General features: G+C 73.0%; 19 protein-coding genes. 8 read left to right on the forward strand and 11 right to left on the reverse strand.

What is annotated here, in order from left to right; all coding sequences use genetic code 11:
- Positions 1-80 precede the first annotated feature (80 nt).
- On the reverse strand, positions 81-644 hold the full coding sequence (locus QPK52_RS24035) for a GNAT family N-acetyltransferase (protein ID WP_410539546.1): 564 nt from the start codon (positions 642-644) through the stop codon (positions 81-83).
- A 91-nt stretch (positions 645-735) separates the two neighbouring features.
- Entirely contained in the window at positions 736-894 is a 159-nt protein-coding gene (locus QPK52_RS24040; protein WP_410539547.1) for a hypothetical protein, read from the reverse strand.
- 209 nt (positions 895-1,103) lie between these two features.
- Between QPK52_RS24040 and QPK52_RS24045 the strand changes: the two genes are divergently transcribed.
- The 3 genes from QPK52_RS24045 to QPK52_RS24055 all read left to right on the forward strand — a co-directional run bounded on the left by QPK52_RS24045 (position 1,104) and on the right by QPK52_RS24055 (position 3,274).
- Positions 1,104-2,132 (forward strand): LacI family DNA-binding transcriptional regulator, encoded by a 1,029-nt coding sequence (locus QPK52_RS24045; RefSeq protein WP_410539548.1) that lies wholly within the window; start codon positions 1,104-1,106, stop codon positions 2,130-2,132.
- 177 nt (positions 2,133-2,309) lie between these two features.
- A complete protein-coding gene (locus tag QPK52_RS24050) occupies positions 2,310-2,690 on the forward strand; it encodes a DUF1304 domain-containing protein (RefSeq protein WP_410539549.1) in 381 nt (126 codons plus the stop codon).
- 137 nt (positions 2,691-2,827) lie between these two features.
- Positions 2,828-3,274, forward strand: a complete 447-nt coding sequence (locus QPK52_RS24055) for a hypothetical protein (protein ID WP_410539550.1) — start codon at positions 2,828-2,830, stop codon at positions 3,272-3,274.
- Positions 3,275-3,420: 146 nt separating this feature from the next.
- Here QPK52_RS24055 and QPK52_RS24060 read toward each other — a convergent pair whose 3' ends face one another.
- The 4 genes from QPK52_RS24060 to QPK52_RS24075 form a co-directional block, all read right to left on the reverse strand.
- Positions 3,421-4,077, reverse strand: coding sequence for a DUF433 domain-containing protein (locus tag QPK52_RS24060; protein WP_410539551.1), 657 nt, complete (start codon positions 4,075-4,077; stop codon positions 3,421-3,423).
- An 82-nt stretch (positions 4,078-4,159) separates the two neighbouring features.
- A complete protein-coding gene (locus QPK52_RS24065; protein WP_410539552.1) occupies positions 4,160-5,107 on the reverse strand; it encodes a hypothetical protein in 948 nt (315 codons plus the stop codon).
- A gap of 270 nt (positions 5,108-5,377) precedes the next feature.
- Positions 5,378-5,512, reverse strand: a complete 135-nt coding sequence (locus QPK52_RS24070; protein WP_410539553.1) for a DUF397 domain-containing protein — start codon at positions 5,510-5,512, stop codon at positions 5,378-5,380.
- Positions 5,469-6,380, reverse strand: a complete 912-nt coding sequence (locus QPK52_RS24075; RefSeq protein ID WP_410539554.1) for a helix-turn-helix domain-containing protein — start codon at positions 6,378-6,380, stop codon at positions 5,469-5,471. The genes QPK52_RS24070 and QPK52_RS24075 overlap by 44 nt, the downstream gene beginning before the upstream one ends.
- Before the next feature lie 176 nt (positions 6,381-6,556).
- Between QPK52_RS24075 and QPK52_RS24080 the strand changes: the two genes are divergently transcribed.
- Entirely contained in the window at positions 6,557-7,024 is a 468-nt protein-coding gene (locus tag QPK52_RS24080; RefSeq protein ID WP_410539555.1) for an ATP-binding protein, read from the forward strand.
- A gap of 65 nt (positions 7,025-7,089) precedes the next feature.
- Positions 7,090-7,596: a GNAT family N-acetyltransferase gene (locus QPK52_RS24085; RefSeq protein WP_093656329.1), complete on the forward strand. Its 507-nt coding sequence runs from the start codon at positions 7,090-7,092 to the stop codon at positions 7,594-7,596.
- A gap of 28 nt (positions 7,597-7,624) precedes the next feature.
- Here the strand turns inward: QPK52_RS24085 and QPK52_RS24090 are convergent, their stop codons facing one another.
- The 3 genes from QPK52_RS24090 to QPK52_RS24100 form a co-directional block, all read right to left on the reverse strand.
- Positions 7,625-8,152, reverse strand: coding sequence for a DinB family protein (locus QPK52_RS24090; protein ID WP_410539556.1), 528 nt, complete (start codon positions 8,150-8,152; stop codon positions 7,625-7,627).
- Between the two features lie 82 nt (positions 8,153-8,234).
- On the reverse strand, positions 8,235-8,705 hold the full coding sequence (locus QPK52_RS24095) for a DUF5959 family protein (RefSeq protein WP_410539557.1): 471 nt from the start codon (positions 8,703-8,705) through the stop codon (positions 8,235-8,237).
- Positions 8,706-8,915: 210 nt separating this feature from the next.
- A complete protein-coding gene (locus QPK52_RS24100; RefSeq protein WP_410539558.1) occupies positions 8,916-9,584 on the reverse strand; it encodes a class I SAM-dependent methyltransferase in 669 nt (222 codons plus the stop codon).
- Between the two features lie 168 nt (positions 9,585-9,752).
- On the opposite strand from QPK52_RS24100, the gene QPK52_RS24105 reads away from it, so the two are divergent.
- Complete coding sequence (locus tag QPK52_RS24105; RefSeq protein ID WP_410539559.1) at positions 9,753-10,397, forward strand: CBS domain-containing protein; 645 nt, start codon at positions 9,753-9,755, stop codon at positions 10,395-10,397.
- Positions 10,398-10,537: 140 nt separating this feature from the next.
- Here QPK52_RS24105 and QPK52_RS24110 read toward each other — a convergent pair whose 3' ends face one another.
- Positions 10,538-12,049 (reverse strand): membrane-associated oxidoreductase, encoded by a 1,512-nt coding sequence (locus QPK52_RS24110; protein WP_410539560.1) that lies wholly within the window; start codon positions 12,047-12,049, stop codon positions 10,538-10,540.
- Between the two features lie 90 nt (positions 12,050-12,139).
- Entirely contained in the window at positions 12,140-13,969 is a 1,830-nt protein-coding gene (locus QPK52_RS24115; RefSeq protein ID WP_410539561.1) for an AMP-dependent synthetase/ligase, read from the reverse strand.
- 398 nt (positions 13,970-14,367) lie between these two features.
- Between QPK52_RS24115 and QPK52_RS24120 the strand changes: the two genes are divergently transcribed.
- Together QPK52_RS24120 and QPK52_RS24125 are read left to right on the forward strand one after the other, a co-directional pair.
- The gene (locus QPK52_RS24120) at positions 14,368-15,339 is read left to right on the forward strand and encodes a polysaccharide lyase family 1 protein (RefSeq protein WP_410539562.1); all 972 of its coding nucleotides are present in this window, start codon (positions 14,368-14,370) and stop codon (positions 15,337-15,339) included.
- A 172-nt stretch (positions 15,340-15,511) separates the two neighbouring features.
- A complete protein-coding gene (locus QPK52_RS24125; RefSeq protein ID WP_410539563.1) occupies positions 15,512-19,147 on the forward strand; it encodes a substrate-binding domain-containing protein in 3,636 nt (1,211 codons plus the stop codon).
- Positions 19,148-19,280: the final 133 nt, after the last annotated feature.

The raw sequence follows: 19,280 nt of genomic DNA on the forward strand, positions 1-19,280 counted from the left end.
TCCGGCGGAAGCCGCCGGACGGGTACGCCCCGCCCCGGCGCCGCGCCGGGCACCCGGCTCCGCCCGGCGGTGCCGGCCGACTACCAGAGGTCGCCCTCACGCCAGTCGCAGACCAGCTCACCGGACAGGTCCAGGGCCGCACCACCGTCCACCGGCAGGACGTGGACGCACCCGTCGTCCTCCTCCGTACGCACGGTGCCCGAAGGGGTGAGCGCCGAGGTGGGCCCCTGCCACAGCAGCCAGCCGCGCGCCGCGTAGAAGTCCAGCGCCTCGTCGCTGGAGGCCAGCGCCCCCAGGTCGTACGCGCCGCGCACCACCCGCTCCAGCGCTCCCATCAGCGCCGCCCCGTACCCGCGCCCGCGCCGGTCGGCGCGGACCCCGACCCCCTCCACATAGCCGGTGCGCAGCGCCCGGCCGCCGTGCAGCAGCCGCCGCTGCACCAGCGAGGCGTGGCCCACCAGCTCCGAACCCTCCCAGGCCAGCGCGTGCACACCGCCCAGGGCGTGCTCCCAGTCCTGGTCGGTCATGTCCCCCTCGAACACCTCGTCCAGCAGGGAGCGCGCCGCCGCCCGGACGGAGGCGTCCAGATCCACCGTGTGAACGAGGGCGATCCCGCCGGTGCCGCCCGTACCGATCTCGACCATGTCCCCATCCTGGCAGCACACACCGCCGCCCGCCGCCGTGTCTCCACGGCGGCGGGCGGCGGTACGCGAGGACGGGAGGGGACGGGGAGCCTCAGCGGCGCCCGGGCCCGCGTCCGCGCAGCCTGCTCAGCGCCTGCTTGGCCTGGGACCGCTTCCTGGGGTCGGACGCCATCCTCCTGGCCTTCGCGGTCAGTCGGCGGCCCTGCGGGGTTCGGGAGAAAATGGCGATCTTGCTCAGAATGCCCGGCACGGTTCCTCCAGCGTTCACGTGTGCCCGCCGTGGCGAGCTGCGCCCTTTGCGCTCGGTTGTCCTCTTCGCCTCCTACCCCGGCGGGCGCGGGTGATGTGCGGGTCCTCCCAAGGCCGCCCCGCGGCCTTCGGAACGGTGTTCCGGGCGTGAGCGGGCCGCTCTAGGATGAGTGCCGGTTCGCCGGTGACCGCGGGCGGGAGGGAGAAGCGTTGAAGCGTCCCACGATGGTGGACATCGCCCGCCGTGCGGGGGTGACCAAGAGCGCGGTGTCCTTCGCGCTCAACGGCCGCCCGGGGGTGTCGGAGGCGACCCGGGCCAGGGTGCTCGCCATCGCGGAGGAGCTGGGCTGGCAGCCCAACAGCGCGGCCAGGGCCCTGTCCGACGGCAGGGCCGGCGCCTTCGGGCTGGTGGTGGACCGCCCGGCCCGGTCCCTGGGTGTGGAGCCGTTCTTCATGCAACTGGTCTCCGGCGTCCAGAGCGAGCTGTCCGGGGACGGCACCTCCCTGCTGTTCACCGTCGCGCCCGACGCCGACGCCGAGACGGCCACCTACCGCGCCTGGTGGGCGCAGCGCAAGGTCGACGGCGTCTTCCTGGTCGACCTGCGGGTGGACGACCCCCGGATACGCCTCCTGGAGGAACTGCGCCTGCCCGCCGTGGTGATCGGCTCCCCCGTCGCCACCGGAAGCCTGCCCGCCGTGTGGAGCGACGACGCGGCGGGGGTGCGCACCGCCGTGGACCACCTCGCCGGACTCGGGCACCGCTCCATCGCCCACGTCACCGGGCCCGCCGTCCTGCGGCACACCCTCATCCGCGCCGAGGCCTTCGCCGCCGCCACCGCCGAGCACGGCGTCATCGGCCGGAGCGTGGAGGCCGACTACAGCGGCGAACAGGGCTGCGCCGCCACCCGCGCACTGCTGGAGAGCGACGACCGCCCCACCGCGATCCTCTACGACAACGACGTGATGGCCGTCTGCGGCCTGAGCGCCGCGCAGAGCCTGGGCGTCCGCGTCCCCGCCGACGTCTCCCTGGTGGCCTGGGACGACTCACCGCTGTGCGAACTGGTCCACCCCGGTCTGACCGCGCTGCGCCGCGACATAGCCGCCTACGGCGCGCTGGCCGCCCGCCGGCTCAAGGCCGTCGCCGCCGGTCACCGCGTCGAACACCGCCGCGCCCCCGACCCCACCCTGACCGTCCGCGCCAGCACCGCCGCCCCCGCCCGCGACGCGGCCCCGCTGTAGGGACGCGTCAGCCCGGTACGGGGGCGGCCGGGTGCCGGCGGTGCCGGGGACGCCGCCGGGCGATCCCCGGGCGGACCCGGGGTCCGCTCGCTCGGGGCGGTCGTCCTGCCCGGCCCGGCCGGCCGGGAACCGGAGTGTCGGACCACGTGCGGTCCGGAGCCCCGGAATCATGCACCCATGAACGTGTTCAGCCAGGTCGCTGCCCTGACCGCCGCAGCGGTCCACGTCTTCGTATGGCCCCTGGAGAGCTTCCTCTACGGCAGCCCGCGCATTCGGCTCTTCCTCACGGGAAGCACCGCCGACGCGCCGGAGGTCCGGCTGTGGCGGGTCAACGTCGGCTTCTACAACCTCTTTCTCGCACTCGGCCTCATCGCCGGCGTCGTGAGCCTGCACACCGGCGACGTGAACACCGGACGCTCCCTCATCGTCTACGTCTGCGCCTTCATGATCGCCGCGGGAATCGTGCTGTTCGTCTCCGACCGCAGGCTGTGGCGCGGTTCCCTGGGGCAGGCGGTGCCGCCCGCCATCGCGCTGGCCGCGCACTTCCTCCTCGACTGACGGTGATACGTCTCAAAGATTGTTTCGTCCTCTTTCGCGTGTTTGTTTTCAGCGCGGGTCTCGTGACATCGGATGACAGCGTCCCTCTGGCACGGAAAGGAGCCACCAGAGCGTGAGAGCGGTGGGAAGATGTGCCGATGGGGATGATCGACAGCGACAGCGAGGCCGTTCAGTACGTGCGGTTTCAATCGCCGCACCGGAACAGCCGAGGCCACTTCACCGGCGTTTTCGGGCTCGTCAACAATCTGGCGAGGGAGGGAAGGCTCTCGGACGAACAGGAGTCCTTCCGCCGCCGCAACAACAGTTGGTACGACGCCGCGTACACCGACCCCTCGACCGTTGACCCCAGCGTCTACGACGACGAGATCAACCCTGGTGCGGCGGCATGGTTCAAGCCGTCAGCCACTCATCTCCTCGCTCGCGTTCCGGGCTATCTGGAGATTCTGTCCGCGCACGGCGTCGACTGCCGGGTCCTGCGTTCCGCAGACCCGGGGCGGATCATCTACGAGGACGACGTACAGATCGTGGTCGTGCCACACGCACTGGACGCGACTGCCACCCACGACATCAACACCCAGATGTGACGCGGTGCGCGGCCAGGTTGTGCGTCAAGTGCCAGAGTGCTCGCCACGCGTTTTCGGCCGGCCCGGCCGGCGGTGACGGCGCACTCTTCCCGCCCCGGGCGGGGCATCAAGGGCGTCAGGGCCATGTGCGCTCGATGAGGAAGAACTCAGGCGGCAAGGCGCACCACGGCATGACACAGGGCGTCGACCTGCTCGGGGGACATGTCGAAGTCGTAGGCGATGTCCTCGACCGACTCTCCGGCCTCCCACAGATCGGTGATGGACTTGACCGGGACGCGATTCGCCGCGACCACAGGCCGGCCGTGACCGAATCGCGGATCGATCACGACGGGAACGGTCTCCGGATACTGCCTCAGCCGCAGACTCGTGGGGAAATCGTCGTCGGCGTCCCACGAGAGGTAACGGAGGTAGTCGGACACGACCTCGTGAATCGGGGCCTGCCCGTCCCGGGCCCTGCGCAGATCCCCGAAACCGTGCTCGACGAAAATGTCCACACCGTCTGTGGCGATCCGCTTCGACACCAGGCCGTAGGGGGTGGCGAAGGCGTTCCGCACGGCCGCCGCAGCCTCCCTGATCTCGCTCATCCGCAGGCCGAGCGAGCGCAGGGACCGCAGGACGTGGGCTTCGGCCACGGCGACGAACGGTACCGAGGGCTGCTCCCTCCGGACCGGCTCCACCTGGTGCACCAGAGGGACGCCGGCGGCCTTCCCCTTCAGCCAGGATGCGAGAGTCGACGACGGGGTCTCCAGGTAGGAAGAGGTTTCCGCAGGCGTCAGCAGTCCGTCCGTGAACCTGTCGACCATGATCGACCTCCCGTTGTCGTCAGGCCTCGCATCGTCGCACGTCCAGCCTTCCACCTGGGGCCGGGCAGGACACGTCCGACTTTCAGCAAGCCACACGCGGCGCCCTCCCGGTGGCTGCGGTCGCCGCCTCGGCCTCGTACCGGCAGTCGCGGCACAACTGGCCGGGCCGGGCCGCGCGGATGGCGCGTTCGCAGCCGTCGCAGGTCTGGAGGGGCAGGACGGCGGGCTTGGCGGGCGGCGGGGCCAAGGCGGGCGCGGGCAGGGGCGGCTCGCCGAGGCGGAAGGCCAGGATGCGGGCCGGACGGGCCAGGAGCCGTTCGGGCAGGCCGGCGGTGAGCGTCTCGGTGATCCGGGCGGGGGAAACGCCCGCCGCGAGCCACCGGGCCACGTCCGGGGCGAGCCGGGCGGCCTCGCTCTCGGAGAGGATCAGCCGGGGATCGACGGTGCGGAGGGAGGCCAGGACCCGCACCGCGTGCGGATCGGCCTCGCCGAGCGGAGCGGGCGGCGCCTGCGGCGACCGCACCACGGCCGGGAGCGGGTCCGGGGCAGCGGTGGCCGGTGCCGGGACAGACGGCAGGGGTGCCGGGCCGGAGGCCGTACGCGGAGCCGGCACAGGTACGCGGACGGGTGCGGGACGGCGTCGGCGGCCGGGCGGCGGGGTCGGGTCCGGGTCGTCGTCGCCCGGCGGTACGTCGTGGAAGTAGGTGCGGGTGCGGACCCGGCCGTCCGGCCCGCGCTCGCGCCGCCGCTCCAGGTGCCCGGACGCCTCCAGCTCCCGCAGGGCCCGGGAGATCAGGATCTCGCCCTCGGAGAAGTGCTCGCACAGCGCGGTGATGCTCACCGGAGCGCCGTCCGGCAGGGAGGCGATGTACGCCGCCACCCCGATGGTGACCGCGCTGCCGGGCCGCTGGGCGAGGGCGTTGGCGAGGACGGTGAAGTTGGCGGTGAGGCGGGTGCGTACGTGGATCACGCCGGATGTCGGTGCACCGGCGCGGGCGCGCGAACGCGCGCTAAAATGCGAGTCAGCCATTGGGAAGGTCGCTTCTTCCTGATCGGTCAGGCCCTCGATCGGGATGCCAGTCCCGGCCGGGGGCCGTACTTGTCTGCGGTTGTCGCGGTGAACGTAACCGCCCGCTTCTCAAACCCGCAAGCTCATCACCCGTACGGGTGATGAGGGGAAAGGGTGGGTGGGAGGGGGGTTCTTTCTCCCGGTTCTTTAAGGGAGTTCGTGGCCCGCCGGACCCTCGTGGGCGAGGGTCCGGCGGGCCGGGGAGCCGACGCGCACCGGCCCTCGGATCGCTCAGGCGCGGCGGTCGGCCTTCAATTCGCTTATGAAGGAAGCCCAGGAAGTGGGCGGGAAGGCCAGCACCGGCCCGCTCGGGACCTTGCTGTCACGGACGGGGACGATGCCGGGGAAGCCGTCGGCCACCTCCACGCAGTTGCCACCCTCCTGGTTGCTGTAGCTGCTCCTGCGCCAGTCGGCGCCGCTGAGATCGGGACGGGACACTCGCTTCACGGTTGTCCTCCAGCGCGGATCGGATCATGTCGAGCGACATGAGCGGGGGCAGGGCTGCCGCCCGCAGTCGATCGTATGTCTCCCTGTACGGCCTGATCTCCGCCGGTTCCTCGACGAGTTGGCCGTAATCGGCGCCTTCCGTGTAGACCGTCTCCGAGCCGTCCGGCATCGTCAGCAGGGTCAGGGAACCGCCCAGTGCGCCATGCTCGCCCTGGTCGAACGGCAGCACCTGCACGGTGATGTGAGGCTCTTCGGCGGCTTCGAGGAGGCTCGTCAACTGGCCCCGCATGACGGCGCGGCCTCCGATCGGACGCCGCAGCACCGACTCGTCCAGGATCACCCACAGTTCGGGACGGTCCGGTGACCAGAGTCGTGCCTGCCGCCCGATCCGGGCCGCGACGCGTTCCTCCAACTGCTCCTTGCCGCTGAGCGTCCGGCCGACGCTCAGCAGGGCTCGCGCGTAGTCCTCGGTCTGGAGCAGGCCGGGCACCACATGCGCCGCGTACTCGCAGATGGACACTGCTCGTTCCGCGTGCTCCATGAACCTGCGCGACCAGTCGGGGAACGTCTCGCGGTAGACGTACGGCCACAGGTCGACCAGCAGGTTGTCCGCTCCGAGCGCGTCGTCCAGCGTGCGCGCCAGCTCAAGCGTCGGTCTCGCCCCGGAGGCCCGCTCGACCTGGGTGATCCGGCTGGCGACCACATGCGCCTTCTCGCCCAGCTCTGCCTGGGTCAGCCCGGCGGCGACGCGGAGTCTGCGCACCCGCGAACCGAACAGGGCTGCCATCGATGCCCCGGGATCAACTTCCTTGGCCAAAACATCACTTCCGTTTCTTACGGGCTGGAAGATAAGGCTTCATCCCCTTCCGAGCCTAGGCTCGCCGGTCGATCCTGAAGCACGGAACGTAATGATCCGCCTACGTTGCGGATCGAACAAGGAAGCGAAGGACGGCTTTCGTGCTGATGACGACGACCACGCCCGACGAGGAACCGCAGCCGGGCGCGGCATACCCGGGCGACGCCGACCCCCCGCTGTTCGCAATGCGGTTCACGTCATCCGCCAAGGGGGCGCGGCTCGCCCGGAAACTCGCCGTGCGGCGCATGGAGGAGTGGGGGTGGCCGGCCGCGTCGGACACCTCGTGCACCGTCTCCCTGCTGGTCGGCGAGCTGGCCGCCAACGCGGTACGGCACGGCCGCGTGCCCGGACGCGGCTTCCGTCTCGCGCTCGAAGCGCGAGGGGACGTGGTCCGTATCGAGGTCTCGGACGCCTCCCCGGTCCGGCCTCCGGCCGCCCCGCCCTCGCCGTCCGCCGACGACGAGTCGGGGCGCGGTCTGCTCCTGGTGGACATCCTCGCCACCCGCTGGGGCGCGGTCCCGCGCGACCCCGTCGGCAAGACGGTCTGGGCGGAGGTGGCGGCCCTGGACCACTGAAAGGACCGGGCGGTCGTGCCGGGGTGTTTGCCGACGCCTTCCGGCGTGCCGTGGAGAATGCGTGCATGTCCATCCGAGCTGTGCGCCTGAACGAGCTGCCCGTCCTCCAGGACATCGAGAGGGCCGCCGGGCAGTGCTTCCGGGACATCGGCATGCCGGAGATCGCCGAGGACGAGCCGCTCTCGCTCGGTGAGCTCGCCCGCTACCACCATGCCGGGCTGGCCTGGGTCGTGGCCAACGGCGCCGATGTCCCGGTCGCATATCTGATCGCCGACCGTGTCGACGGCAACCTCCACGTCGAGCAGGTCTCGGTGCATCCGGACAGCGCGCGCCGCGGTGTCGGCCGGTCGCTGCTGGAGCATCTGGCGGCACACGCCACGAGCGAGGGCGCACCCGCCCTGACTCTCACCACGTTCGCCCAGGTCCCGTGGAACGCCCCTTATTACGCACGCTGCGGTTTCCAGATCATGGACGACACCGGGCTCGCTCCCGGTCTGCGGAAGATCCGCGAGCGCGAAGCGGCCCACGGCCTGGACCGGTGGCCGCGGGTCTGTATGCGCCGGGCACTGTGACACCACAGCGGTGCCGGTGCGGGTTCGCTCAGGGGCCGGTGGTGCCGTCGAGGCGCTCCCGGAGCAGGTCTGCGTGGCCGTTGTGGCGTGCGTACTCCTCGATCAGGTGGACCAGGATCCAGCGCAGCGAGACGTCCTCGCTGCCCATGTGTGCGGCCTCCTGCTCCGAAAGTCTGCCGGTCTCCTCCAGCGAGGCACCGGCGGTCAGTTCGCGTCCCCGCGCGACCTCGGCGCGCCAGGCGGCCAGCGCCTCGTCCATGCCGCGCTCCGGGACGAGCCCGAAGCCGTCCCAGCCGGCGTCCGCGTGGACCGGCGGCACGTCGAGACCGGCGAACACCCGCTGGAACCAGTTGCGTTCGATCTCCGCCAGGTGCTGTACCAGGCCCAGCAGCGTCATCGGCGACAGTTCCAGCGGGGCGGTACGGAGGTTGTGGTCGTCCAGCCCCGAGCACTTCAGCACCAGGGTTTCCCGGTGGAAGTCCAGCCAGCCCTCCAGCATGGTGCGTTCGTCGGCGTGCGGCGGCGGGACGGTTCGGCCGTCCGGTGTCGTGGCCATGTGCTTCCTCTCTCCGGGCTCTCCTCGGGTGTCCTCCCGGAGATCATCCCCGAGGCGGGGCCGGTGCCGCCCGGGCGGATGGTCACCGCGCACGGCCTGGGCTCCACTCGTAGGCTCCCGGAGCCGTCTCGACGACTTCGCGGGGCCAGGTCAGCCGGACCTTCTCCAGGCGCTCCCGGTGCTCGGTGATCCAGTCTCCCCGAGGCCGGACGCCCAGGACCGTCGTAAGGCGGTCCGGGTCGCTGATCTGGATCGACAACCAGCCGTCCTCGTGTACATGGATGTCGAGACTCAGGCCGCGGCCCGAGTCGATGCCGGCTGTCCGGCCCGGCCCCAGGCTGGACAGCTGCTGCTCCCAGGAGTCCAGGTCACGCTGCGAGAGGTGAAGGTCGAGTCGGGCGTCGACGAAGCTCGCGGAGGCGAGCACGTCCGCGCGCAGGATGTCGTGACCGGTCAGAATGCCCGGCCGGAACCGCCCCGTGATACGCACGATGCAGCGGTTCCCGTCCGGATCGGCGAGGTGGATCAGGTCCGTCGGAGCTGGTTCCGTCATGAGGTTGCCTCGCTTCCGTGTGCCTGTGCGGGCTGCATCGTCTCCTATCGCCGGACGGGCGGCGCAGCCAGGCCCCGGCCCGGAGGACCACGCGCCCGGAGCCGGGCCTGCCGCGAGCGCTAACCGCTCACGGCTCTCGGCTGACGGCCGGGGAACACCCGAACGGACGGCGGCGGCAGGCGCCGGGCGACGGGGCCCGGCGCCTGTTCCTCAGCCGGGGCGCTCGGCCATGACGACCACGCCCGGGCCGGTCTGCTCATCGGCGGGGAGACGGAGCTCGGCGACCGGGCGCAGGCCGGCCCGCTCGATCAGGTCCACGAGCTGTTCCGGCCGCCACTGGTGTGTCGTCCAGCGGACGGGGACACCCCCGTAGGCCTCGGTGCGCGCGATGTCCTCGTCGCCGACGTGGGTCGCCGTGATGAGGTGTCCGCCCGGCTTCAGGGCGCGCGCGAACATGGCGAGGACCTGGGGGAGGACGTCACGGGGGAGGTTGAACAGCGACCACCACCCGAGCACGCCGCCGAGGGACGCCTCACCGAGGTCGAGGTCGGTGGCGGAGGCGACGTCGAAGCGGCAGTGCGGGTAGAGACGGCGCGCGTTCTCGATCATGCGGGGGGAGAGGTCGACCCCGGACACGTCGAGCCCGCGTTCGGCGAGGTAGGCGGTCACCGTTCCGGGGCCGCAGCCGACGTCGAGGACGGGGCCGAGTCCGCGCACGGTGTCGGCGAAGGCGTCGATCGACGCCTTGAGCCAGGGATGGGTGCGGATGTCGCCGCAGCCCGTCGTCTGGACCATGTGAACGTAGTTGTCGGCCACCCGGTCATAGGACTCACGGACCGTGTCGAGATCGGCCGGGCGGTCGATGGGGTGTAAGCGCATCGGCCGAGGATAGGACAGCGGCCCTGGTCGTGGGACCGCCGGCCTCCCCGTCGGGCCGAACGGCACTGGCCGCCGGAGCGGCGCGGTGTTGTCATGGGGAAGGAGGACGGCGCGGACGGGCCGACGAGGGCGCGACGGCCCCGCCGTAACGCGGAGGAGGCCGATGCCATGCTGTACCGCCACACGGTCGGTGACGTGATGACCGAGGACGTGGTCACCTTCCGCCCCGACACACCGTTGCCGGAGGTCGCCGCCCTGATGGACGCGAACGACATCGTCGCGGCCCCGGTCGTCGACGACGACGGCGCCCCCGTCGGCGTCGTGTCCGCGTCCGACGTGCTGCGGCACGAGACCGGCATGCCCGATCCGCAGGGGCAGGACGGAGACGACGAGCGCTCCTGGGGCAAGGCCCGGGCCCGGACCGCGGGGGCGCTCATGAGCAGCCCCGTCTTCACGGCCCGCGCCGACTGGACGATCCCCCGTGTCGCGCGGGAACTGCGCAGGCGGCACGTCAAGCAGCTGCCGGTGGTCGACGACGACGGGCTCCTCACCGGCATCGTCACCCGCAGCGACCTGCTCGACGTCTTCATCCGCTCCGACGCCGAGATCCGCGACGAGGTCGAGCAGGACGTCCTGGGGGACATCCTGGGCCTGGACGAGGACACCGTCGCGGTCGAGGTCCGGGACGGGGTCGTCACCCTTCGGGGGGACGTCCCGGAAGCGCGTCTCGTCCCGGTTGTCGTGGGCCTGTGCCAGGGTATTGACGGTGTCGCCGCGGTGGAAGCCCACCTCGCCGCCGCCCGGGCGGGCTGAGCGCCCGCCCCGGGCGGGCCGGGGTGCCTGAGGCCCGGACGCCTGGCCTGCCGGGGTGAAGCGGGACCGGGGAACGCCGGGTCGGCCCAGAGCTTGTCGGGGGAGCGGTTCCCGGTCCTGGCCGCCCGCCGCGGCTGCGCTCACTGGCGGCTGAGGGCGCGGGTGACGCCCGCCGCGGTGGTCGTGGCCAGGATCCAGCCCGTGACGATGAGCAGGTACGCCAGCCACTGGTGCGCGCCCCGGGGCGCGAAGGCGGCCTCCTGGCCGAAGCCGATGATCGGCAGCAGCAGGTCGAGGGTGTAGAAGACGGGGTTGAAGTCGGGAGCCTCGTCGGCCTTGAGCGGGCGGGGACGCTCCCGGGCGAAGGCCAGTGTGCCGGTGAGCAGCAGGACCAGCAGCCATCCGGCGGCGCGCATCGGGCGGAAGCCGTAACCGACGGTCACGTCCTGGACGTACCCCCAGAGCCTGGCGTACGGAGGCAGGGTGCGACGGTGGCGCCGGAGCTTGGCCAGTTGCACGGTGCGGGCGCCCACCTCGTCGCCCGCGGTGCGGTACGCGGTGGCCAACTGCTCGTACGCGTAAGGGAGATAACCCGTCTCCTCACGTTCCAGCAGCGGCAGCCGACGCTCGGCGGGCAGATGCGGGGACAGCCGCCGGTAGGTGAGCCCGTCGATCCTGACCCGCTCGGGCCACACCTCCGGGGCGGCTTCCAGCAGGTCGATCCGGGCGCCGCGCAGGTTCACGGCCCCCTGCACCGGGGCCGTGCCGCGCAGCCACAGTTCGCCGATGGTGCTGACGCTGGCCCGCAGCGCCTGCCCGGTGGGGGTGGAGAGCCGCGCGGAGCTCAGGACGAGCCGGCGGGGGATCGTGGCGCCGCTGAGGTTGACCATTCCGCGGGCGCGCAGCCGGGCGGCGCGCAGGTCGGTGCCGACCGACAGGGTCTCGGCCTCCAGGGCGAGGCCGTCCGGGTCGTGCAGTTCGGCGTCGTCGAGGTTCACCAGCCCGCCCACAGTGGTGCCGTCCATCCGCACCCGGCCGTGGGCGGTGAGGCCGACGGCCCAGACGTCGGTGCCGACCGTCGCGTGGTTGAGCTGGAGGGCCGGTTCCGGCCGTTCCCCGGAATCCTCCCGCTCCGGGCCCGGTGGCCGGCCGCTTCGCGCTCCGGGGACACCCAGCACCGCGCCGTCGAGGAAGAGCGCCCCGGACAGCTGCGCCCCCGCGAGCCGTACGGGGCCGGTGACCCGGCAGCCGGTCATCCGCAGCACGATGTCGACGCGGAGGGTGCCGGCGGTGAGGCCGGGGAGCACCGAGTCGCTCAGGACGAGGGCGCGGACCTGCGCCCCGTACAGGTTCGGCGGCTTCTCGAAGTGGCAGGACCGCAGCCGCATGGCGGGCTCGACCGTCCCGTACATGAGGTCCAGCCGGCCGGTGACGCGCGCGCCGGTCAGCTTCAGGCCGGGCACCCGGCCACCGGTGGTGGGGCCGTCGAGGAGCAGCGCCCGCAGCACTTCGGCGCGGACGGTGCGCCCGGGGCCCCACGACGCGCCGTCCGCCGGGTCGTCGTCCGCGCTCTCGCGGAGATCGACGCCCTCGTTGAGCGGGAACGCCCGCCACACGCGGAGCTCGGCCGGGGTGAGGTCGGTGATCTCCACCCGGCGGATGGTGCCGTGGCCCCGCCGGGGGCGTCAACTCCGTTTCCGGGCACGGCTTTTCGGGGCTTCCGTGCGATCCGGGCGCCGGGTTCAGGAGGCGTAGAGGGCCTCGATCTCCGCCTCGTACATCTTCGTGATCGCCGCCCGCCGCATCTTCAGCGACGGTGTGACCAGGCCGTCCCGCATGCTGAACTCCGCGGGCAGGATCCGGAAGGCCCGGATGGACTCCGCCCGCGACACCGCGTTGTTGGCCTTGGACACCGCCCGCTGGACCTCCGCGTGCAGTTCCTCGTCGCGCAGGATCTCCCGGGGGGACAGCGGCTCCCTCTCGCGCAGGCGGAACCAGTGCTCCAGCGCGTCGGGGTCGAGGGTGATCAGCGCCGCGACGTAGGGGCGGTCGTCGCCGACGACCAGGCACTGGGAGACCAGCGGATGGGCGCGGACGCGGTCCTCCAGGACCTGCGGGGCGACGCTCTTGCCGCCGCTGGTGACGATGATGTCCTTCTTGCGCCCGGTGATGACCAGATAGCCCTCGTCGTCCAGGTGACCGACGTCCCCGGTGGCGAACCAGCCGTCCCGCAGCACCCTGGCGGTCGCCTCGGGGTCGTTGAGGTAGCCGGCGAAGACGACGTCGCCGTGCACCCAGATCTCCCCGTCGCGGGCGATGTGGACGGAGTGGCCCGGCATCGGGCGGCCCACCGTGCCGAACTTGACGCGGCCCATCGGCTGACCGGTCACCGCCGCGGTGGTCTCGGTCAGTCCGTAGCCGTCGTAGACCGTGATCCCGGCGCCGGCGAAGATCAGGCCGAGTTCGCGCCGCAGCGTGGAGCCGCCCGAGACCGCGTACCGCACACGCCCGCCCAGCACCGCCCGCAGCTTCCGGTAGACGGTGCGGTCGAAGAGCGCGTGCGAGGCCCTGAGCATCGGCCCCGGGCCGGGGCCCGCGCCCGCGTCGTGCCGTTCCACGGCCTCGGCGTAGCGCACCGCGACGTCCATCGCCCGGTCGAACACATCGCCCTTGCCGGCCTCCAGGGCGACCTGCCGCGCCCTGCGGTAGATCTCCTCGAAGACGTAGGGGACGGCGAAGACGAACGTCGGCCTGAAGGACGCGAGCGCGGGCAGCAGCAGGGAGGGCGCGATCTCGGGCTGGTGGCCCAGCAGTATGCCGTTGCGGATGCAGAAGACCTGCACCATCAGTCCGTAGATGTGGGACAGCGGCAGGAAGGCGAGGATGGACGGCTGCTCGCCCTGCGCGGCGACGAGGCCGGGCCATCCGGCGAGCAGGATGTCGCACTCGGCCGCGAGGTTGGCGTGGGTGATCACACAGCCCTTGGGGCGCCCGGTGGTGCCGGAGGTGTAGGTGACGGCGGCGACCGAGCGCGGTGCCACCGCGAGGCGGTGGCGGTCCACCAGGTCGTCGGTGACGCCGCGCCCCAGCTCGGCCAACTCCCGCACGCAACCGGTGTCGAGCTGCCAGATGCGGCGCAGCGACGGTGCCGCGTCGCACACCGAGCCCACCGTCATGGCGTGCTCCTCGTGCTCGACGACGATCGCCACCACCTGCGCGTCGGCCAGGATCCAGCGCACCTGCTCGGCGGAGGAGGTGGGGTAGACGGGCACGACCTGGGCGCCGATCGTCCACAGCGCGTAGCTGAACAGCGTCCACTCGTAGCGGGTGCGGGCCATCACCGCGACCCGGTCGTCGAACCGTATGCCGTCGGCCAGCAGGCCCTTGGCCAGGGCCCTCACCTCGTCGCGGAAGGCGGCGGCGGTGACGGTGGCCCACTCACCGCCCGCGGGGTCCTCGCGGCGGGCGAGCTGTGCGAAGCCGGGGTCGCGCTCGGCCAGTTCGTGGACCGAGTCCGCCAACCCTCCCGTCCGCATCGGCTCCACCACGGGCGGAAGGCTGAAATCGCGCACGGCACCCCCATGACCGGACCTCCGCCGCATCGCTTTCCGGGCGGCAGGGGGCGAAAAATACCGATGAACGCACCCGTTGCACAGGCCTTGATCAAAACCGTTCTCCTGTACGAGTCTTCTGGGCGGGCCGGGCGTTGCCGCACCCCCGGACGTCGCCGGGCCCGTCGCGTTCACCGCGTTCACCGGGCCGGCCGGGCCCGCGCCGTGGACTCCGCCGCGTTCACGGGCCGTTCGACCGGTGAGGGGCCTTACGGCCATGTGCGCGCCATAGTCCACACGGCAACCGTCATCGTCCACAGACGCCGCCCTAGCATCGGTGAGGAGTCGCCGCGCGGTAACGGAACGAACACACGCATGCGTATCCGTGAAATCCCCCCTCATCGGATGGAGCACCCCCCATGCGCAGGACGAGCGCACGCTTCAAGCTGATCGGCACCGTGGCCGCCACGGCCGCCGCCATGACCCTCACCGGTGTCAACGCGCTCAGCGGCTCGGCCGCGGAGGCGCCGGCGCCGAGCCCGCTGGCGGCCAACTCGCCCATCGGCTTCGGCGCCGGCACCACCGGCGGCGCGGGCGGACCCACCGTCACCGTGACGAACGCGAGCCAGTTCGTCCAGGAAGTGCAGAGCAGCGGTTCGAAGGTCGTCCGGGTCAACGGCACCATCAACCTCGGCAGCATGACCAAGGTGGCGTCCAACAAGACCATCGTCGGCGTGGGCACCTCCGGGAAGATCACCGGCAGCGGGCTGAACGTCAGCAACGTCAGCAACGTGATCATCCGCAACCTGACCTTCACCGGCTCGAACGACGACGCCATCAACGTCCAGTACTCCACCAAGGTCTGGATCGACCACAACGACATCTCGAACGCCAACGACGGCGCCCTCGACATCAAGCGCGCCTCGGACCTCATCACGGTGTCCTGGAACCGCGTCCACCACCACGACAAGACGTTCCTGCTCGGGCACTCCGACAGCAACGGCGGCGAGGACAGCGGCAAGCTGCGGGTCACCTACGACCACAACTGGTTCGACGGGACCAACCAGCGCCACCCGCGGGTCCGCTTCGGCAACCCCGTCCACGTCCTGAACAACTACTACAGCAACATCGGCAGTTACGGCGTGGCCTCCACCGAGAACGCCGGCGTGCTGGTGGAGGGCAACTACTTCGAGAACGTCAGGGACCCCTTCCACCGCGGTGAGGGTTCCTCGGACGACGGCGGCCTGGCGGCCAGGAACAACCACTTCGTCAACTCCGGCTCGGGCGAGACCGGCGGCTCCGTCGCCTCCATCCCCTACGGCTACACCGCCGACAACGCCTCGTCGGTGAAGTCGATCGTGACCGCGGGCGCGGGCGTCGGGAAGATCTGACCCGGCACCGTCCGCCGAACCACCTCACCTCACCCCACCCCACACCGTCCGGGCAGGGCAGACCACCGTCTGTCTTGCCCGGACGCGTACCCGCCGCTATCGTCCTGCGCCCCGGGGGAGGGGACACCGCAGGGCGAGGGGGGCCGTCACCGAGCGACGAGCGAGGCAGGCCATGGCGGAACGCGGACCCGTACCGGCGCGGAGGGAAGGCGCGGGGAAGGGAAGACCCACCATCGGGCTGGTCACGGCCAACATCCACCTGGGCGTCGGCGCGACCCTGTGGTCGGGCGTCCTGGCGGCGGCCGAGCGGTGCGACGTCAACCTGGTGTGCTTCCCCGGAGGCCCCCTGCGACCGGCGGGCGCGCCGCGCACCGCGCTGTACGAACTGGTCGGCCCCGAACGGCTGGACGGCGTCATCTGCTGGACATCCACCCTCGGCCTGCCGGACGACGGCGACGAGCGGGCCGCCCGGCTGGTGCGGCGGCTGCGGGAGTTACCGGTCGTCAGCCTCAACCGGGCCCTGGAGGACCACGAGACCCTCCAACTGGACAGCTACGCCGGGATGCGCGCGGCCGTCAGCCACCTGGTGAAGGACCACGGCCGCCGCCGGCTCGCCTGTGTGCGCGGGCCGCTGGCGAACCCCGTCTCCCGCGACCGCCACCGCGCCTACACCGACGCCCTCGCCCGCCACCGCATCACCCCGGACCGCTCCCTGACCGTCGCCTCGGCGGACTTCGGCGGCGGGGCCGGCGCCGCCGCGATGCGGGTCCTGACCGACGTACGGGGCCTGCGGCCCGGCCGCGACTTCGACGCGGTGGTCGCCTGCAGCGACGTCCTGGCCGCCGACGCCCTGCGCTTTCTGACCGGGCGCGGCGTACGGGTGCCCGAGGACGTGGCCGTCGTCGGCTTCAACGACTCGCTGGAGGCCCGGCTGGCGGACCCGCCGCTGACCTCGGTCGCCCTGCCCTTCGCGGAGCTCGGGGAGCTGGCCGTGGACACCCTCCTCGCCCGGCTGCGCGGCACGGCGCCGCCGGCCCGGCGCGCGGTGCCGGGCGCCCTGGTCGTCCGCCGCTCCTGCGGCTGCCACTCGCCTCTCGTCACCCAGGGGGCTCAGGAGGTCCGGGGAGCACAGGAGGGCAGGGAGGAGGCCGGGGAGGACGAGGGGCGCGGAGAGCCGTTCGGGGAACTGCCGGAACACGGAACGGCGCTGGCCGGCGCGCTGCGCGCGGACCTGGACCCCGCCGGGGGAGAGTCCGCCGGCGGCCGGGGCGAGGTCTTCCTCCCGCTGGTCGAGCGCCTGGTCGGCGACCGCGTCCGCACCGCCGGGGACGCGGCCGACTGGGACCGCTCGCTGCTGCGCGCCCGCGGCCTGCTCGCCCCGCGCCTGGCCCCCGAGGCCCGGGCGAGGGCCGAACGGCTCCTGGGGCAGGCCCGGTTGATGGTGGCCGACAAGTCCCACCGGCTGCTGGAATACGAGCGCTGGGCCGAGCAGCAGGACGCGCGCCGGCTGCGGGAGCTGGGCACCGCGCTGACCACCGCCGTGGACATGGAGGCCCTCACCGGCGCGCTCGCCCGCCATCTGCCGGACACCGGTGTGCCGGGCTGCCGTCTGGCGCTCTACGAGGGCGGTCACCTAAGCGGGGAGGGCGCCGGCCGCATCCTGGCCCGGCCGGTGCCCGCACCCGCCGGCGCACCCGGCGGGCCGGACGGACCGGGGGAGCCCGGGCGCCCCCGGCCGGAGTGGGACGACGACGGTGCGCCCCATCCGGCCCGGTTGCTGCTGCCGGACCGGCTGCTGCCCCAGGACCGCCGCTTCACCCTGGTCGTCGAACCCCTCCACATCGGCGAGGAGCAACTCGGCTTCGCCCTCTTCGACGGCGGACCGGGGCAGGGACCGGACGGGGACCCGGACGGGGGAGCGGGCACAGGCGCCGCGCGCCGGGGCGCGCTCTACCGGGCGCTCGGTGACCAGATCAGCGCCGCCCTCAAGGGCATCCGGCTCTTCGACGAGGTCCGCCGGGCCCGCGACGCGGCCGAACGGGCCAGCAGGCTCAAGACCCGCCTGCTGGACAACGCCACCGACGAACTGCGCACCCCGGTCGAAGCCATCCTGCGCCACACCCGCGCCCCCGGCCCGGGCTCCGGCACGGAGACCGGCACGGACACCGGCGCGGCCGACGCCCTCCGCCGCGCGCACGGCGACGCCGCACGCCTGCTGCGCCTGATCGACGACCTGCTGGACCTGTCCCGGTCCGAGATCGACGCCCTGGACCTGTCCCGGCGGCTGCTGGACCCGCGCCCGGTGCTCGTCGAGGCGTTCCACGGCGCCGTCCGGCACCCCCTCCTCGCCTCGGCCGACCACGGGCTCGCCCTGCCCCGCCGGCTGCCCGCCGTACAGGCCGACGCCCCGCGGCTGCGCCAGATCGTCCTCAACCTGCTGGCCGCCGCCGGGCACCTCGCCGACGGCGGACGGCTGCGGCTCACCGCCGAGGTCCTGCCCGCCCTGCTGCGCGTCCGCGTCCTGGCCACGGGACTGCGCGTACCGCCGGGCGAGGCCGAGCACCTGTTCCAGCCCTTCGCCTCGGGCGCCCCCGGCTCGCGCCTCGGCCTCGCCATCGCCCGGCGCCTGGCCGCCCTGCACGGCGGAACGGCCGCACTCGACCGCAGCCCCGCCGGCAGCGGCTTCCGCCTGGACCTGCCGCTGCCCACCCCGGCGGAGACCGCCGGCACAGCCCCTGCCCCCGCACCCGGAGCCGCCCCGGGCACCGGCCGCACCCTCCTGGTCGCCGCCGCCACCGTGCCGCCCCCCGAGGCCACCGCCCTCGCCCGGCGGCAGAACCTGCCGCTGCGCCGCCTGGACCCGGACGACGACCTCGCCTCCCTCGTCGCGGAGGGCGGGCCGGCCGCCGTCGTCTGGGACGCCGAAGGGGCCCGGCCGCAGGAGTGGTCGGCCGTCCGGCGCCTCCACGACCACCCGGCGCTGCGCCACACCCCCTTCCTGCTCTACGGCCCGGTCTCCGGCCCCGACCTGGACCGGGCGCTGCGAGCCCTGCGGCCCCCAGGGCTCACCGCCCCCGCGGTGGTCGCCGACCCCTGCGCGGCCCGCCGCGAGCAGTGGCGGCGGCTGCTGGCCGGGGCGCTGCCGGGACGTACCGTGCGCACCGCCGCGGACGGCGCCGCCGCGCTGGCCCTGATCGCCGAGGACGCCCCCTGCCTGCTGGTCGTCTGCCGCACCCTGCCCGACATGGACGGCTTCGACGTCGCCGAGGCGACGCACGACGGAGCGGAACGCTCCGACACCCCCGTCCTGATGGTCGGCGACGAGGGCTTCACCGCCGACGACGTACGCCGCGCGGAGCCGCATCCGGGCATGGTGTTCCTGGGCCGCGGCATCCTCACGGACGCGGAGACCGCCGCCCTGCTGGCCGCCATGGCACGCCGCGCCGGACCGCCGTCCCCGTCCTCCCCCTCGTCCCCGCAGCCCTCCCGCACCCGAGCCCCGGTCCGCAGCGCGCTGGTCTACCTCGAACAGCACTACCGCCACCGCATCTCCCGCTGGCAGGTCGCCCGGGCCGCGGGCGTCAGCGAGGACCACCTCAGCAGGCTCTTCCACCGCGAACTGGGAGTACCGCTGTGGGAGTACCTGACCCGGCTGCGCGTCCAGCGCGCCAAGGAGCGGCTGCGGCACAGCGGCGACAGCGTCCAGACCGTCGCCCGCGCGGTCGGCTTCCACGACCGCGCCTACTTCAGCCGGGTCTTCCGCAAGGTGACGGGCGTCGCCCCGCACGCCTACCGGGAAGTGCCGTAGAACGGCGGCCCGCTCCGGCCGCACGGCGCACGGCGCACGGCGGGCCGGAGGGCGCTCCCCCCATGGGGCGCCCTCCGGCCTTGTGCCGCCCGCGCACCCGGGCGGCTCGCGGTGGTGGTCAGGAACGGACCCG

The organism is Streptomyces sp. KL2 (assembly GCF_046529545.1).
Classification (GTDB): Bacteria; Actinomycetota; Actinomycetes; order Streptomycetales; family Streptomycetaceae; genus Streptomyces; species Streptomyces radiopugnans.